Consider the following 16494-nt stretch of genomic DNA (forward strand, 5'->3'; position numbering starts at 1 on the left):
ATGCTGCTGGCGGCCATGGTGGTCATCGTGAACTTCGTGGTCGACGTGCTCTACGCCGTCATCGACCCGCGCATCAAGGCCAGCGACATATGAGCACCGCCGCAGTCCCGAGCGCCGCGGCGCTCAAGGTCCCGGGTTTCTGGCGCCGCGCGCTGCATCACCGCAGCTTCGTCATCGGCGGCACGCTCACGCTGCTCCTGTTGCTGGCCGCCGCCGTGTCGCTGGTGTGGACGCCATGGTCGCCCTACGAGATGGACATGGCCAACAAGCTGAAGCCGCCGACGGGCTCACACTGGCTGGGCACCGACACCTATGGACGCGACGTCGCTTCGCTGCTGCTCGTGGGTGCGCGCGCGTCCATCCTGGTGGGCGTGATCGCGGTCGGCATCGGGCTCGTGGTCGGCACGGCGCTGGGCTTGCTCGCCGCTGCGAAGCGCGGCTGGGTCGAGGAAGCCATCATGCGGCTCACCGACTTCTCGCTGGCCTTTCCTGCGATCCTGTCGGCCATCATGATGACGGCCGTGTTCGGCGCAGGCATCGTCAACGCGATCATCGCGATCGGCATCTACAACATTCCGACCTTCGCGCGCATCACGCGCGCGTCGGCCAACGCCATCTGGTCGCGCGAGTACGTGGCCGCGGCACGCGCCTGCGGCAAGGGATCGTTCTCCATCACGATGCAGCACGTGCTGCCGAACATCTCCGCCGTGTTGATCGTGCAGATCACCATCCGCTTCGCCATCGCGATCCTGGCCGAGGCCGCCCTCTCCTACCTGGGCCTGGGCACGCAGCCGCCGCAGCCTTCGTGGGGCCGCATGCTCAGCGAGGCCCAGACGATGATGTTCCAGGCGCCGCTGCTCGCGGTGTTTCCCGGCATGGCGATCGCGTTCGCAGTGCTGGGGCTGAACCTTCTGGGCGACGGCCTGCGTGACCTGCTCGACCCGCGGCTCGCGCGTGCTCGATGAGGACTGCTGATGAACGAGCATTTCGAATACTGGGCCAAGGACGCAGAGGGCGCGAAGGAAAACCATGAAAAGCCTTCCCGGTTTCCTACTGCGGCTTCTGCGTAGTTCTTGTCTTCCTTCCTCGTTCGGCTGCCCAATCCTGCCCCCCTGACCATGCCCCTCCTCGAAGTCAACAACCTCCACATCGGCCTGCAGACGCAGCGCGGGCCGGCGGAGGCGGTGCGCGGCATTTCGTTCTCGCTGGAGCGCGGCGAGACGCTGGGCATCGTCGGCGAATCGGGCTGCGGCAAGTCGATCACGGTGATGTCGCTCATGGGCCTGCTGCCTGCGACCGCGAAGGTCTCGGGGAGCATACGCTTCGACGGCACCGAGCTCGTCGGCCTGCCCGAGAAGCAGATGTGCGAGATCCGCGGCAACCGCATCGGCATGATCTTCCAGGAGCCGATGACGGCACTGAACCCGGTGCACACCATCGCGCGCCAGGTCGGCGAGCCGCTGCGGCTGCACCGTGGGCTCTCGAAGGCCGACGCGCGCAAGGAAGTGCTCGCGCTGCTGGAGCGCGTGGGCATACCGGACGCGGCCTCGCGCCTCGATGCCTATCCGCACCAGTTCTCCGGCGGCCAGCGCCAGCGCATCGGCATCGCGATGGCGCTCGCATGCGGGCCCGACCTGCTCATCGCCGACGAGCCGACCACCGCGCTCGACGTGACCATCCAGAAGCAGATCCTCGATCTGATCAAGGGCCTGGTGGCCGAACGCGGCATGGCGCTGATCCTGATCTCGCACGACCTCGGCGTGATCGCGCAGACGGTGTCGAAGATGCTCGTGATGTACGGCGGCAGCGTGGTCGAGAGCGGGCCGACCGAAGCGGTGTTCGCGCGGCGCGCGCATCCGTACACGCAAGGCCTTTTCGCCGCGCGACCGGTCATCGGCGCGCCGCGCGGCGTGCGGCTGGCCACCATCAAGGGCAGCGTGCCCGAACTGGGGGACCTGCCGAAGGGGTGTCCCTTCGCGGGCCGGTGCAGCTACACCGTCGACGCCTGCATGACCACGCGTCCGCCGGCCACGATGCTGCCGCAGGACCATGCGGTGCGCTGCATCCGTCTCGAAGAGATCGCCGCTGAAGGAGCCATCGCACCATGAGCGCGACCGTCAACGCTTCTTCGCCGCTGCTGCGGGTCACCGATCTCGTACGCCACTACGCGCTGCCGCGCGAGAAGCTCTTCGGCCCGCCACCCACCGTGAAGGCGCTCAACGGCGTGAGCTTCGACGTGAAGGCCGGACAGAGCGTCGGCATCGTCGGCGAATCGGGCTCGGGCAAGTCGACCATCGCGCGGCTCGTGATGGCGCTCGACACGCCGACCTCCGGCACCGTCTCGCTCGAAGGACGCAACCTGCACGCGCTCTCGAAGGAAGAACTGCGCGTGGCGCGCCGCGACTTCCAGATGGTGTTCCAGGACCCGTACGGCTCGCTCGATCCACGCCAGACGGTCGCACGCATCGTCGCCGAGCCGCTCGAGGCCCTCGCCGCCACCACCCGGGCAGAGCAGCGCGAGCGCGCCGCCGAGACGCTGGCCGCCGTGGGCCTTCGCACCACCGACATGGACAAGTACCCGCACGAGTTCTCGGGCGGGCAGCGCCAGCGCATCGCCATCGCGCGCGCACTCATCACGCGCCCCAAGCTCATCGTCGCCGACGAGCCCGTGAGCGCGCTCGACGTGTCGGTGCAGGCCCAGGTGCTCAACCTCATGCAGGACCTGCAGCAGCAGTTCGGCATCAGCTACCTGCTCATCAGCCACGATCTCGCGGTGGTCAACCACCTCTGCGACAACGTGTGCGTGGTCTTCAAGGGACGCATCGTGGAACAGGGAGCGCCTGCCGATCTCTTCCAGCACGCGCAGCACGAGTACACGCGCACGCTGCTCGACGCGGTGCCGCGCACGCCCGCACGCGGCACGCTGCTGCCGGGCTGAGCTGAGCTGACATCGAAGCGTCGCTCATCCTGCTTAGGATGAGTGGGTCATAAGCATCTGGTTGCGCACCTGCGCGCCGTCGCGGATGATGCCTGCCCCCTGTTTCGAGGACTCCGCTTCATGCTCAAACGACGCACCCTGCTCGCCACCGGCGCCGCAGCCCTGACACCGCTGGCCCTGCCGACGCTCGCGCTGGCGCAGAAGAGAAAGGATGCGCTGGTCATCGGCCTCACGCTGGAACCCACTGGGCTGGACCCCACGGCCAAGGCCGGCGCGGAGATCGCAGAGGTGGTGCTCTACACCGTCTTCGAGACCCTCACCAAGATCAACTCCGACGGCAGCGTCACGCCGCTCTTGGCCGAAGGCTGGGAAGTCTCGCCCGACCTGAAGACGCTCACCTTCAAGCTGCGGCGCGGCGTGAAGTTCCAGAACGGCGAGCCCTTCAACGCGCAGAGCGTGAAGTTCTCGTTCGACCGCGCGGCGGCCTCCAACAGCACCAACAAGGACAAGCGAACCTTCACCAACATCGCCACGCAGGTGGTCGACGAGCACACGGTGGTGCTGATCACCAAGGAGATCGAGCCCGACCTGCTGTTCCTGCTCGGGCAGGCCTCGGCCATCATCGTCGAGCCCAGGACAGTGGAGACCAACGCCACCAGGCCCGTCGGCACCGGCCCCTACCGGCTCGACAACTGGGCCAAGGGCTCGAGCATCGTGCTCGCCAAGTGGGACGGCTGGCGCAACGCCGACTCGGTGCAGATCCGCAAGGCCAGCTTCCGCTTCATCTCCGAACCGGCGGCGCAGACCACCGCGCTGCTCTCGGGCGACGTTGACCTGTTCCCGCACGCATCGGTCTCGCGCAGCCTGCCGCAGTTCCAGAACGACAAGCGCTTCCAGGTGGTGTTCAACGCCTCGCGCGGCAAGACCATCCTCGCCATCAACAACAGGCGCAAGCCGCTGGACGACGTGCGCGTGCGCCGCGCGATCTCCGCGGCCATCGACCGCAAGGCAGTGATCGAAGCCGCAGCCGACGGCCGGGGCATACCCATCGGCAGCCACTACGTGCCGGGCGCGCCTGGCTACGTCGACACCACGGGCATCAACGCCTACGACGTCGAGAAGGCGAAGAGGCTGCTGGCCGAGGCCGGCGTGAAGACGCCGCTCGAGCTCGAATTGGTGCTGCCGCCTCCGCCCTACGCGCGCCAGGGCGGCGAGCTCATCGCCGCGCAGCTCGCCAAGGTCGGCATCGTCGCGAAGATCCAGAACGTCGAATGGGCGCAGTGGATCAGCGGCACCTATGGCAACAAGAACTACGACCTCTCGCTGATCCTGCACGTCGAGCCTTTCGACCTCGTCAACTACACCAAGCCCGACTACTACTGGGGCTACCAGTCGGCGAAGTTCAACGAGGTCTTCGAGAAGGCGCGCAACGCGGCGCGCCCGGCCGACCGCCTGCGCTACCTGGGCGACGCCCAGCGGCTGCTGGCGGAAGACGCGGCCAACGTGTTCCTGTACCAGCCGCAGTTCATCACCGTGGCCGGACGCAACCTGCGCGGGCTGTGGAAGGACACGCCGATCTTCGTGAACGACATCGCGTCCCTGTCCTGGGCCTGAGCCCGGCGCGCCTCTGCCGCAGCCGCTGCAGGGCACTACGGGAAGCTCCCGAGTAAAAACCGGCCCGCGGGCCGCGCGGCGGCGCGCCCTCTGCATGAAAATGGCCGATCGCGCAGGTGGCATCTTTCGTGCTGCGTGTCGTGTCTTTCGCGGTACCGCGCATCCCTTCGGGGCACGGCGCGCGCCGCAGCAGTCGTCCGCCATTCGAACCTGGCATGTTTTTCCGGAGATCACACGTATGCTGAACCGTCGCACCCTCCTTGCCTCCGCCGGCGCCACCGTTGCGCTGGCCAGCCCGCTCGCCGCCATGGCGCAGGGCAGGAAGGACGCCATCGTGATCGGCATGGCGCTCGAACCGCCGGGGCTGGACCCGACCACCGGCGCCGCGGCCGCCATCGCCGAGGTGGTGCAGTACAACATCCTCGAGACGCTCACCAAGATCAATTCCGACGGCAGCGTCACGCCGCTGTTGGCCGAGAGCTGGGAGATCTCCCCCGACCTCAAGACCTACACCTTCAAGCTGAAGCGCGGCGTGAAGTACCAGAACGGCGAGCCCTTCAACGCGGCCGCGGTCAAGTTCTCGTTCGACCGCGCCGGCAGCGAGAAGAGCACCAACAAGGACAAGCGCACCTTCGCCAACCTCAGCACGCAGGTGGTCGACGACTACACGGTGGTCATCATCAACAAGGAGATCGACCCCGACCTGCCCTTCGTGCTGGGCCAGGCCACAGCCGTCATCGTCGAGCCCAAGAGCGCCGACGGCAACGCCACCAAGCCGGTCGGCACCGGCCCCTACAAGCTCGACAACTGGGCCAAGGGCTCGTCTATCACGCTGAGCAAGTGGGAAGGCTTCCGCAGCCCGGCCACCGCGAAGATCAACAAGGTCACCTTCCGCTTCATCTCCGACACGGCCGCGCAGGCCGCCGCCATGCTCTCGGGCGACATCGACGTGTTCCCGCGCATCGGCACGCGCGTGGTGCAGCAGTTCAAGATGAACCCGCAGTTCCAGGTGATCCTGGCCGGTTCGCGCGCCAAGACCATCCTGTCGATCAACAACAAGAGGAAGCCGCTGGACGATGTTCGCGTGCGCCGCGCCATCCTCGCGGCCATCGACCGCAAGGCCTTCATCGAAGGCGCAGCCGACGGCTTCGGCGTGCCTATCGGCAGCCACTACGTGCCGGGCGCGGCGGGCTATGTCGACACCACCGGCATCAACCCCTTCGACATCGAGAAGGCCAAGAAGCTGCTGGCCGAGGCCGGCGTGAAGACGCCGCTCGAACTGAAGATGACGCTGCCGCCGCCGCCATACGCACGCCAGGGCGGCGAGGTGATCGTGGCGCAACTGGCCAAGATCGGCATCGTGGTGAAGGTGCAGAACGTCGAGTGGGCCCAGTGGCTCAGCGGCACCTACGGCAACAAGGACTACGACCTGTCGATCGTGTCGCACGTGGAGCCCTTCGACCTCGGCAACTACGCCAAGCCCGACTACTACTGGGGCTACCAGTCGAAGGCCTTCGACACGCTGTTCGACAAGATCAAGACCACCGCCAACGCCACCGAGCGCAACAAGCTGCTGGGCGACGCACAGAAGATGCTGGCCACCGATGCGGCCAACGGGTTCCTGTACCAGCCGCAGTTCCCGACCGTCGCGAAGAAGAACGTGAAGGGCATCTGGAAAGAGAACCCCATCTTCGTGAACGACCTCTCCGCACTGTCGTGGAGTTGATGAGGCTCGCCCCCCAGGCTTCGCGCACTTCGTGTCGCTTCGCCACCCCCTGCCGGGGGCAACACCGGTGGCCCGGCAAAGCCGGTTCCACGGTGTTCCACGAAGGAGCCATGGGCATGTCGTGCGCTGTGAATCGCTCGGAATGCAGAGCTTGAGTGAGTGAAGCAATGTCCGATGCCGCCTTGCTGAGCAGTCTTTCCGCGCAGGAGCTTTCCGCCGCCTACCGCGACCGCAAGCTCTCGCCGGTCGAGGTCACTCAGGACGTGATCGCGCAGGTGGAGCGCTGGGAGCCGCATCTGCAGGCCACCTGGCTGTTCAGGCCCGAGGCTGCGCTCGAACAGGCGCGGGCCTCGGAGGCGCGCTGGCTGCGCGGCGATGCGCGCGGGCCGCTGGACGGGGTGCCGGCCACCATCAAGGAAAACATCGCGACGCGCGGCGACCCGATGCCGGCAGGCACCGCCGCCGTCGACCTGAAGCCCGCGACCGCGGATGCACCGCCCGCGGCGCGCCTCAAGGAAGCCGGCGCGGTGATCGTGAGCAAGACCACGATGCCGGACTACGGCATGCTGTCGTCGGGTCTCTCCAGCTTCCACACGCTGGCGCGCAATCCGTGGGACCTGCGCCTGACGCCCGGCGGCTCGAGCGCGGGTGCCGGTGCGGCTGCAGCGGCCGGTTACGGTCCGCTGCACCTGGGCACCGACATCGGCGGCTCGCTGCGCCTGCCCGCGAGTTGGTGCGGCGTCTTCACGCTCAAGCCCAGCCTGGGACGCGTTCCCATCGATCCGCCCTACATGGGCCGCGCGGCAGGGCCGATGACGCGCACCGTGGGCGACGCGGCACTGCTGATGCAGGCGCTGTCGAAGCCCGATGCGCGCGACAGCATGGGCCTGCCGCCGCAGGACATCGCCTGGGCGAGCTTCGACGTCGCGCCCGACCATCTGCGCGGCCTGCGCTTCGGCCTGCTGCTCGACGCGGGCTGCGGGCTGGCGGTGGAGCCCGAGATCCAGGCAGCGGTCGAGCAGGCTGCGCGCCTGCTGGAGAAGGCGGGCGCCGTCATCGAGCCGATGCAGCCCTTCATGTCGCAGGCCATGCTCGACGGCATGGACCACTTCTGGCGCATGCGCTCGCTGGTGGACATGAAGAGCCTGCGCGCCGACCAGCGCGCGAAGGTGCTGCCCTACATCCGCGAATGGGCCGAGAGCGCGGCGGAGTTCAGCGGCGAACACGTGTTCCGCGGCTTCAGCCAGTTCCATGCGACGCGCGTGGCCGCCGTGAGCGCCTGCGCGCGCTTCGACTACGTGATCTCGCCCGTGTCGCCCAACATGCCGGCCGCGGCCGAGGCGCCCTCGCCCACCAACGACCCGCTGCGGCCGCTGGAGCACATCGGCTTCACCGTGCCGTTCAACATGTCGGAGCAGCCGGCCGCCTCGGTGAACTGCGGGTACTCGGCTTCGGGCCTGCCGATCGGGCTGCAGATCGCCGGCCAGCGCTTCGACGACCTCGGCGTGCTGCGCGTGGCACGCGCCTTCGAGCAGATCCGCGAACCGCAGCGGCCCTGGCCCCTGCCGCCCGGCCGCTAGCGGAGCACCTCAGGTCGCCGCATAGCGCCCGGGCTTGTGGTTGATCCAGAGAAAGAGCCCCATCACCACCGCGGCCAGCACCGACCAGCCCACCCGCTGCGGCGGGATCACGCACAGGGCGAGCAGTACCACCGTGCAGTCGATGCCGATCTGCACCTTGCCGGCCGGCCAGCCGCGCTTTTCCTGCAGATAGAGCGTGAGCACCGTCGCGCCGCCCAGGCTGGCGCGGTGGCGGGCGAGGAACAGGCAGCCGGTGCCCAGCATCAGGCCGCCGAGCACGGCCGCGAAGGCCGGGTGCAGCGAATAGATGGACAGGTAGCGCGGCGCCAGGTCGGTCATCACCGAGAGCAGCGCGATGGCAGAGAAGGTCTTGAGCGTGAACGCCCGGCCCATGTGGCGCCAGGCGAACCAGTAGAACGGCAGGTTGACCAGGAAGAACAGCTTGCCGAAGCTCGCGCCGGTGGCGTAGTGCAGCAGGAACGCAACGCCGGCCGTGCCGCCGGTGAGCAGGCCGGCCTGCCCGAAAAGCATCATCGCGATGGCGACGAAGAGCGTGCCCGAGAAGATGGCCTGCGCGTCGTCGAAGCGGGTATGCCGCAGCAGGTTCGGCGGGGAGGTCGTGGGAGGTGGCGCATCCATGGCGGGGGTGACGCAAATCCCGCGCCACCCCTGGCGCGGCTCGTCACATCAGGTGAGTGGCCAGCATTTCCCTCGCCCGGGTCACGAAGGCGGTCTCGCCCTTGCGCCCAGCCAGGAACTGGAACGCGACGCGCGGCAGCGCCGGCAGGCCGTGCGGAGTCGCCAGCCGCGTCACGCCGTCGCTGATGGCGGACTCGTTCAGGCAGGCCACGCCCAGCCCCGCCGCCAGTGCCGACTGAAGCCCCGCGACGCCCGAGGCGACATGCGCCAGCGCATAGGGCACGCGCCGGCGCCGCAGCAGCGACACGGTGAACTGGTGCAGCGAGCAGGTGTCGGGCAGGGCCAGCAGCCGCAGCGGCTCCCCGCGCACCAGCCGCATGCCCTCCGCACCGAGCCACACCAGCGATTCGCGCCTGAGCACCGCGCCCCGCGCCTCTGGCACGGAGGCTCCGGCGATGTTCATCGCGATGCCCACGTCGAAATCGCCGTGCGCATAGGCCGAGCGCAGCGCGTCGCTCTTGAGGATGGTGACGTGCAGCCGCACCCGGGGATAGCTCTCGCCGAGCCGTCCCAGCAGCCGCGTGAGGTCGCCGGGCCGGAAGTAGTCGGTGACGGCCAGCCGCAGTTCGCCCTCCAGCGTCTCGCCATGTAGGTCGCGGAAAGCCTCGTCGCTCAGCGCCAGGATGCGCCGCGCATAGCCCAGCAGCCGCACGCCCGCCTCGGTGGGCGCCACGCCCGCCTTGCTGCGCGTGAGCAGCGACTGCCCCGCGCGCTCTTCCAGCTTGCGGATCTGCTCGCTCACCGACGACTGCGAGAGGAAGACGCGCGGCGCGGCCGCCGTGAGGCTGCCCGCGTCGACGACCGCGGCCAGGGTGCGCAATTGCTCCAGGTCGAATCCCTGCATCGTTGATCCATCCGTTTATCCGATGGAACGCATCATATCTTCCCGCTTTTCCGATTGCCTGGCGGTTCCCACAATCACCCCATCGACAACCCATTCATCCAAGGAGTCCGCCATGCCCCACATCGTCGTCCACCTCTCCGGCCAACCCGATGCCGAGCTCACCCGCAAGACCGTCGATGCCGTCGCCGAGCTCACGCAGAGCGTGCTCGGCAAGCAGCTGCCGGTGATCGCCATCACCGTGCAGTACATCGCCGCCGACGCATGGTTCATCGGCGGGCAGTCGCTGGCCTCGCTGGGCAAGTCGGCCTTCCACCTCGACATCAGCATCACCGACGAGACCAACACCAAGGCCGAGAAGGCACGCTACCTGCGCGAAGTGCACGCCGCCATGGCGAAGATCAGGCCCGACCTGCACGAGGTGTCGTACATCCACGTGATCGACGCACGCGGCGCGGCCTACGGCTACGGCGGCAGGACACAGGAGTACCGCCACCAGCAGGCCGGCGTATAGATTCACCCCCAGGCTCCGCGCACTTCGTGTCGCTTCTGCCGCCCCCTCGCCGGGTGCAACACCAGCGGCCCGGCAAAGCCGGTTCCGCGGTGTTCCTGGCCTTGGCAGTCGCAACTTCCTGCGTTGCGGGCACGGCAATGGCGCGGTGGAAAACAGTGCGACGCCGAAGCATTCCGGGGCATGGCACCATGCCGTCATGCCATCCGCAAATTCCCTCTCCGACAGCCTCGGCAACCCGCTCACGCTCGACGATGCCGCCAGCCTGCCGCTGGTCGACGACTGCGTCATGGGCTTCATCTCCAGCGAGGCCCGCGCGGTCAACCTGCTCGCGGTAGCCGATGCCGACGCGAGCCCCATCGTGCAGGCCTACTGCGCCACGCTGCACCTGTTCGCCGAATCGCGGGAAGCCGCGGCCAACGCGCGCCCTTTCCTTGCGAAGGCACGCGCCGGCGCGGCGCGCGCAACGCCGCGCGAGCAGCGCTACATCGCAGCCATCGAAGCCTGGGCCGAGGGCGACATCGCCCGCGCCATCGCGCTGCACGCCGAGCAGGCCCGCGAGCATCCGCGCGACCTGGTGTCGGTCAAGCTCGGCCAGTACCACTGCTTCAACACCGGCGACTGCCCCGGCATGCTGAAGCTCGCGCTCGCGGTGCTGCCCCATGCCGCCGAGGTGCCCTACGTGCACGGCATGGCGGCCTTCGGCTACGAGCAGTGCCACCTGATGCGCGAGGCCGAGGCGAGCGCGCGCGGCGCCATCGCCATGTGCCGCAAGGAGCCGTGGGCGCACCATGCGCTGGCGCACGTGATGCTCACCGAGGGCCGGCTCTCCGAAGGGCTGGCGTTCATGGAAAGCGTGAGCGACACCTGGATCGGCCTCAACTCGTTCATGGTCACGCACAACTGGTGGCACATGGCGCTGTTCCTCATCGACCTGGGCCGCGATGCCGAGGCGCTCGCGGTGTACGACGAGCATGCCTGGGGCGTGGTGAAGGACTACTCGCAGGACCAGATCGGCGCCGTCTCGCTGCTCGCGCGGCTGGAGCTCGCGGGCATCGACGTGGGCCGCCGCTGGGAAGACGTCGCCGACCACCTGCGCCAGCGGCAGGCCGACCACGTACTACCCTTCCTCGACCTTCAGTACCTCTACGGCCTGGCGCGCGCCGGCCGTCCCGAGGCCGAGGTCCTGCTGCGCAACATCGTGGCCTTCGCGCCCAACGCGCCGGCATCGACGCGCGCGGCATGGCAGCGCGTATGCGTGCCGGCGGCGCACGGACTGGTGGCGCATGCGCGCGGCGATCTCGCGGCGGCGATCGAAGGGCTGGGCACGGCCCTGCCGCGCATGATCGAGATCGGCGGCAGCCACGCGCAGCGCGACCTGTTCGAGCAGGTGTATCTCGACGCGCTGGTGCGCAGCGGCACGCAGGCTTCGCTGTCCGCGGCACAGGGCATCCTGCAGCAGCAGCTCAACGGACAGCCCGAGTCGCTGCGCCTGCGCCGGCAGACGGCAGGTGTGTATGCCCGGCTCGGACTCGGGCAGCTGGCCGGAGGCACCACCGGCCTCGCCTGAACAAGACGGCGCAAGCGCCGGCGGCCCATGCCTTCAGGTCATGGGACATGGTGCAAAAGGAATTGGCGACAGCGTGCGGACGGCTCCTAGACTGGCCGCTCCATCCATGCAGACAACACGCCCTTCGCGGGCCGGGCCTTCCATGCACAAGTCCTTCGCCACGCTGGCCGTTCTCTCGGCCCTCGCGCCTTTCGCACCCGTCCTCCATGCCGCAGACGGCGCCCCGGTCGCGCTCGACCTGCTGCTGCGCGGCGGCACCGTCTACACCGGCGATTCGGACACCCCGGTGGTGGGCGACGTGGGCATCGCGGGAGATCGCATCGTGTTCGCGGGCAAGGCTGCGCCGACGCAGTTCACCGCGAAGCGCGTCATCGACGCCACCGGCATGGTGGTGGCGCCGGGCTTCATCGACGCGCACACGCATGCCGACGCCGACCTGCATTCCGGCGACCCGAAGAAGCGGCTGAACCTCCCCTTCATCACGCAGGGTGTGACCACCGCGGTGATCGGCAACGACGGCTTCGGTGGCTTCGACATCGCTGCGCAGGCGCAGAAGCTGCGCGCGGCGCCGGTGGGCACCAACGTGGCCATGTACGTGGGCTTCGGCCCGGTGCGCATGAGCGAGCTGGGCGAGGCCAACCGCGCGCCGACGCCCGAACAGCTGGAGGCGATGAAGAAGCGTGTGAGCCAGGGCATGTGCGAGGGCGCGCTGGGCCTCTCGACCGGCCTCTTCTACACGCCGCAGAACTTCTCGAAGACCGAGGAGGTCATCGAGCTCGCGAAGGTGGCGGCGCGGCACGGCGGCCTCTACGACAGCCACATCCGCGACGAGTCCATGTACAACATCGGGCTGAAGGGCTCCATCGACGAGGTGATCCGCATCGGCCACGAGGCGAAGCTGCCGGTGCACGTGGCGCACATCAAGGCGCTGGGCGTCGACGTGCAGAGCCAGAGCGGCGACATCATCAGGCGCATCGAGAAGGAGCGCGCGCACGGCCTGGACATCACGGCAGACCACTATCCGTGGACCGCGTCGAGCACCCGCTTCTCGGCCGCGCTGCTGCCGCCCTGGGCCAACGAAGGCGGCCGTGCGGCAACGCTGCAGCGCTTCGACGACGCCTCGCAGCAGGAGCGCCTGCGCAAGGACATGCGCGAGAACCTGCGGCTGCGCGGCGGCCCCGAGGCCATCCTGTTCTCGGCCGGAAGCACGAAATACGTGGGCAAGACGCTGGCCGACGTGGCCAAGGCATCGAACGCCGATCCGGTGGACGCCGCCATCGCGGTGCTGCGAGACGGCGACCTGATGATCGCCTCCTTCAACCAGAGCGACGACGACGTGCGCGCCTTCATGAAGCGGCCGTGGGTCATGACCTCGTCGGATTCGTCGCTGGGCCATCCGCGCGCCTACGGCACCTTCGCGCGCAAGTACGACCAGTACGTGGTCAAGGAGCACACGATCTCGCTGGCGCAGTTCATCCGCAGCAGCTCGTCGCTGACGGCCGACACGCTGGGACTGAAGCAGCGCGGCCACCTGCGCCCGGGCTACTACGCGGACGTGGTGGTGTTCGATCCGGCCCGCTATGCGGCCAGGGCCACCTACACGCAGCCGGCGCTGCTGTCGGAAGGCGTGAGCACGGTGCTGGTGAACGGCCAGCTCGCGGTCGACGGCGGCAAGCCCACGGGCGTGGGCGCCGGCCAGCCGCTGCTGCGCACGCCGAAGGCCGGCAGCTGCGGCTGAGGCTGCCGCCTCAGTCCTTGCTCTTCAGGTGCCGCGTCTGGTCGTAGGTCGGCTGCGGCGGCAGGTCGGCCAGGTGGCGGGCGTCGGCCCACTCGACGATCTCGATGTCGTCGGGCCGCGAGGGGTCGGCGATGCGGATGCGGTTGAAGCCCGCGTTGGGAATCTCGCTTCGGCGCGGCCCGCTCAGGCTCAGGCCCCTGGCGGTGCGCCACACCATGTCGAGCACGCCGCCGTGGGTGACGACGATCAGGTGCTGCCCCCGGTGCGCAGCGGCGATGCTGCCCAGCGCCGCGATGATGCGCGCGTGGAACTCGCGCGCCGTCTCGCCCTCGGGCATGGCGTGGTCCTCGCGGAACTCCAGCCACTCTTCCCAGGCGCGGGGATGCAGGCTCTGGATCTCGTCGGAGCGCATGCCCTCGACCACGCCGAAGAACTGCTCGCGCAGGGCCGCCGAAGTGACCACCGGCAGCGCCAGCTGCTGCGCGCCGGGCGCCGCGGTCTGCTGCGCGCGCATGAGGTCGCTGCTGAAGATGTGCCGCACCGCCGTCTCGCTGGCCAGCCGCAGGCCGAGGCGGCGGGCCTGCTCGTGGCCCATGTCGTTGAGCGGAACGTCGGCATGCCCCTGGAAGCGAAGCTCGCGGTTCCAGGCGGTCTCGCCGTGGCGGATCAGGATCAGGTCGGTGGTGGTGTCGGGCTTGGGCGTTGACATTGCCGCCCATTTTCCACCGTGCGCACGACGCTCAGGTATTCGTCCGCGCCGCCTGTTGCAGCACCGCCACCACGGCGTCGGCAGCAGGGGCCGCCCCCAGTCGCATTGGCGACGGCGTGAGCAGCGCCAGCACCCAGGCGATCACCACGCCGCCGACGATGGCGCAGACCACCACCACGGCGGTGTACGCGATGGCCTTGTCGGGCGGGCATTTCATGAGCACCGGCAGGCCGGTGTAGAGCAGGTAGATGCCGTACAGCGCCGCCAGCGCACCCAGCACCGACAGCGAAGGCAGCAGGCTGAAGACGCCCCCGACGAACGCGGCGGTGCTCGCATAGGCCGACAGCTTGAGCGCGCCGATCTGGCTCCTGCTGCCCTCGAAGGTGGGCGCCATCGCGTCGATGATGAGCGCGAGCACGAACACCATCACCAGCGACAGCACGTAGCCCACGATCATGTTCGCGAGCCCCGAGGCCAGCGGCACGCGAAAGCTCACGCCGAAGGCGCCGACGCCGATCAGCGACAGGCCGATGAAGCTGGCCAGCGCCGGGATCAGCGCGAGGATCATCACGTAGTTCTTGTAGAGCGATGCGGCATCGGCCGGCTCGGCGTCGATCTCGGGCCAGGTGGCCTTCGGCTTGAGCAGGATGGCTTGGACGCGTTCGACAAGATTCATTGCGGGGTTCCTCTGCATTGCCTGCGAGTGTGCCGAGGCATGCGCGAAATGACTGCTGGCCATGAGGCCTATGCCGCGACCTATGCCGCTGCGCCGCGGGCCGCAATCGCGCAGAATCCCTGCCCATGCCCAATCTGATCCTGCTGCCCGGCCTCGCCTGCGACGAGCGCATCTGGGAAGCCCAGCTGCCCGCCCTTCCCTCCGCCTTCGGCGCCCGCGTGAGCGACGTCCAGCGGCACAACGACACCATCGAAGGCATGGCCGCGGCCGTGCTGCGCGACAACGAGGGCCCGCTGGTGCTGTGCGGCGCCTCGATGGGCGGCATGGTCGCCATGGAAGCCGCCCGCCAGGCGCCGCAGCGCATCGCCGGCCTCGCGCTGCTCGGCACCAGCGCGCGGCCCGAGACACCCGAGATGTTCACGCTGCGCGAAGGCGCGATCGAGTACTTCGAGCGCGGCGAGCTTCGCGACGTGATCGAGCCCAACGTCTACTTCGCCTTCCACCCAGCGCAGGCCGCCGACGAGGCGCTGGTGCAGCGCTACCTCGACATCGTGCTGGGCGCGGGCGCGCAGCAGCTCATCAGCCAGAACCGCGCCGTGATGCGCCGGCCCGACGCGCGCCTGCACCTCGCATCGGTGCGCGCGCCGGTGCTGCTGATGTGCGGCAACGAGGACAAGCTCGCACCCCCCGAATGCACCACCGAGATGGCCGCGCTTCTGCCGCAGGCCGAGGTGGTGTGGGTACGCGACTGCGGCCACATGCTGACGATGGAGAAGCCCGACATCGTCAACGCTGCGCTCAACCGCTGGCTCGCGAAGAACTTCCCCGCCTGACTGGGCCCCGCCCGCCCGCGGCCGCTCAGTGCAGCTGGCCGCCGGTCTCCGCCACGTCGTGCTCCACGGCCAGCGAAGTGGTCACCGCGATGCGCAGCGCCTTGACCATCGTCTCCAGCGACATGCTCGGCGCCCCTGGAAAGCGCGCCGCCTGTTCCGGCAGGTAGGGAATGTGGATGAAGCCGCCCCGCAGCCCCGGCCCCGCCACCGGCTGCGTCGCGATGCGGTGCATCAGCCCGTAGAAGATGTGGTTGCACACGAAGGTGCCCGCGCTGTTGGACACCGAGGCCGGCACCCCCGCCGCGCGCAGCTCGCGCACCATCGCCTTGATCGGCAGCGTCGAGAAGTACGCCGCGGGCCCGCCCGGCACCACCGGCACGTCGATCGGCTCCCGGCCCTTGTTGTCGGCCGTGCGCGCGTCGTCGATGTTGATGGCGATGCGCTCCGGCGTGAACTCCGCGCGACCGCCCGCCTGGCCGATGCAAAGCACCAGCTGCGGCTCGAGCTCGTCCATGGCCGCCAGCAAGGCGTCGATGGCATCGCCGAAGACGCAGGGCACCAGGCGCGCATGCACGGTCGCGCGGCCGACCTTCCAGCCATCGAGCTCGCGCACGGCGTCCCAGGAGGGATTGCGCGCTTCCTGCTCGAAGGGTTCGAAGCCGGTGAGCAGCACGCGCAGCGGAGGCTTCCGTGAGGGGGAAGGTGACGGAGGTGCCTTCGGTTTCCTGGTCATGGCTGGGGTCCGGCAGTTTCCGGAAGGTACCGCAAGGCGCCGGCCGCCGCTTCTCCTGTCCGCGCTACTTTTTCGGTGCCAGGTCGAGCGGGTTGGCCGGCAGGTCGGTGCGCACGGGTTCGGGCTTCTGCTCGATCTTGCAGTCCTGGTCCTTGTAGGGGCCGGTCATCCGCACCCAGTCGGGGCTGATCGGGTTCTGCGAACAGACCGTCTTGCCGCTTTGCTTGTTCTTGTAGAGGTGGAAGCCGTCACTGGGCTGGGCCAGTACCGTGCCACACAGCAGCATGGCAACGGCGGTGAATGCGAAGACTTGGTGTCTCATGATC

Annotated in this window: 16 protein-coding genes; 10 read left to right on the forward strand and 6 right to left on the reverse strand. The window is 68.8% G+C overall.

What is annotated here, in order from left to right:
- Positions 1–89: 89 nt before the first annotated feature.
- The 6 genes from FHY06_RS33070 (at position 90) to FHY06_RS33095 (ending at position 7858) form a co-directional block, all read left to right on the forward strand.
- The gene (locus tag FHY06_RS33070; RefSeq protein WP_145761458.1) at positions 90–965 is read left to right on the forward strand and encodes an ABC transporter permease; all 876 of its coding nucleotides are present in this window, start codon (positions 90–92) and stop codon (positions 963–965) included.
- A 153-nt stretch (positions 966–1118) separates the two neighbouring features.
- Positions 1119–2108, forward strand: coding sequence for an ABC transporter ATP-binding protein (locus FHY06_RS33075; protein ID WP_184607534.1), 990 nt, complete (start codon positions 1119–1121; stop codon positions 2106–2108).
- Entirely contained in the window at positions 2105–2938 is an 834-nt protein-coding gene (locus FHY06_RS33080) for an ATP-binding cassette domain-containing protein (RefSeq protein WP_184607535.1), read from the forward strand. The genes FHY06_RS33075 and FHY06_RS33080 overlap by 4 nt, the downstream gene beginning before the upstream one ends.
- A 120-nt stretch (positions 2939–3058) precedes the next feature.
- Complete coding sequence (locus FHY06_RS33085) at positions 3059–4552, forward strand: ABC transporter substrate-binding protein (RefSeq protein WP_184607536.1); 1494 nt, start codon at positions 3059–3061, stop codon at positions 4550–4552.
- A 238-nt stretch (positions 4553–4790) separates the two neighbouring features.
- Positions 4791–6278 (forward strand): ABC transporter substrate-binding protein, encoded by a 1488-nt coding sequence (locus FHY06_RS33090; protein ID WP_145761462.1) that lies wholly within the window; start codon positions 4791–4793, stop codon positions 6276–6278.
- A 167-nt stretch (positions 6279–6445) separates the two neighbouring features.
- Positions 6446–7858, forward strand: a complete 1413-nt coding sequence (locus tag FHY06_RS33095; RefSeq protein WP_145761463.1) for an amidase — start codon at positions 6446–6448, stop codon at positions 7856–7858.
- Positions 7859–7867: 9 nt separating this feature from the next.
- Here the strand turns inward: FHY06_RS33095 and FHY06_RS33100 are convergent, their stop codons facing one another.
- Positions 7868–8497, reverse strand: coding sequence for a YitT family protein (locus tag FHY06_RS33100; protein ID WP_019658562.1), 630 nt, complete (start codon positions 8495–8497; stop codon positions 7868–7870).
- A gap of 43 nt (positions 8498–8540) precedes the next feature.
- Positions 8541–9401, reverse strand: coding sequence for a LysR family transcriptional regulator (locus FHY06_RS33105; RefSeq protein WP_019658563.1), 861 nt, complete (start codon positions 9399–9401; stop codon positions 8541–8543).
- Between the two features lie 112 nt (positions 9402–9513).
- Here FHY06_RS33105 and FHY06_RS33110 point away from each other — a divergent pair, with 112 nt between their 5' ends.
- The 3 genes from FHY06_RS33110 to FHY06_RS33120 all read left to right on the forward strand — a co-directional run bounded on the left by FHY06_RS33110 (position 9514) and on the right by FHY06_RS33120 (position 13217).
- Positions 9514–9912 (forward strand): tautomerase family protein, encoded by a 399-nt coding sequence (locus FHY06_RS33110; protein ID WP_019658564.1) that lies wholly within the window; start codon positions 9514–9516, stop codon positions 9910–9912.
- A 196-nt stretch (positions 9913–10108) separates the two neighbouring features.
- Positions 10109–11479, forward strand: coding sequence for a tetratricopeptide repeat protein (locus FHY06_RS33115; RefSeq protein ID WP_184607537.1), 1371 nt, complete (start codon positions 10109–10111; stop codon positions 11477–11479).
- A 142-nt stretch (positions 11480–11621) separates the two neighbouring features.
- On the forward strand, positions 11622–13217 hold the full coding sequence (locus FHY06_RS33120) for an N-acyl-D-amino-acid deacylase family protein (RefSeq protein WP_184607538.1): 1596 nt from the start codon (positions 11622–11624) through the stop codon (positions 13215–13217).
- Between the two features lie 10 nt (positions 13218–13227).
- On the opposite strand, the gene FHY06_RS33125 is transcribed toward FHY06_RS33120, so the two are convergent.
- Together FHY06_RS33125 and FHY06_RS33130 are read right to left on the reverse strand one after the other, a co-directional pair.
- Positions 13228–13926 (reverse strand): histidine phosphatase family protein, encoded by a 699-nt coding sequence (locus FHY06_RS33125; RefSeq protein ID WP_184607539.1) that lies wholly within the window; start codon positions 13924–13926, stop codon positions 13228–13230.
- A gap of 31 nt (positions 13927–13957) precedes the next feature.
- The gene (locus FHY06_RS33130) at positions 13958–14602 is read right to left on the reverse strand and encodes a Yip1 family protein (RefSeq protein ID WP_184607540.1); all 645 of its coding nucleotides are present in this window, start codon (positions 14600–14602) and stop codon (positions 13958–13960) included.
- A 125-nt stretch (positions 14603–14727) separates the two neighbouring features.
- Here FHY06_RS33130 and FHY06_RS33135 point away from each other — a divergent pair, with 125 nt between their 5' ends.
- On the forward strand, positions 14728–15435 hold the full coding sequence (locus tag FHY06_RS33135) for an alpha/beta fold hydrolase (RefSeq protein WP_184607541.1): 708 nt from the start codon (positions 14728–14730) through the stop codon (positions 15433–15435).
- Positions 15436–15460: 25 nt separating this feature from the next.
- On the opposite strand, the gene pcp is transcribed toward FHY06_RS33135, so the two are convergent.
- Both pcp and FHY06_RS33145 read right to left on the reverse strand, forming a co-directional pair.
- Complete coding sequence (pcp, locus tag FHY06_RS33140) at positions 15461–16168, reverse strand: pyroglutamyl-peptidase I (protein WP_184607542.1); 708 nt, start codon at positions 16166–16168, stop codon at positions 15461–15463.
- A 64-nt stretch (positions 16169–16232) separates the two neighbouring features.
- Complete coding sequence (locus FHY06_RS33145; RefSeq protein ID WP_260310848.1) at positions 16233–16490, reverse strand: hypothetical protein; 258 nt, start codon at positions 16488–16490, stop codon at positions 16233–16235.
- Positions 16491–16494 lie beyond the last annotated feature (4 nt).

Origin of the sequence: Variovorax atrisoli (assembly GCF_014195185.1) — a bacterium.
In the GTDB taxonomy this organism is placed as follows: Bacteria; Pseudomonadota; Gammaproteobacteria; order Burkholderiales; family Burkholderiaceae_C; genus Variovorax; species Variovorax atrisoli.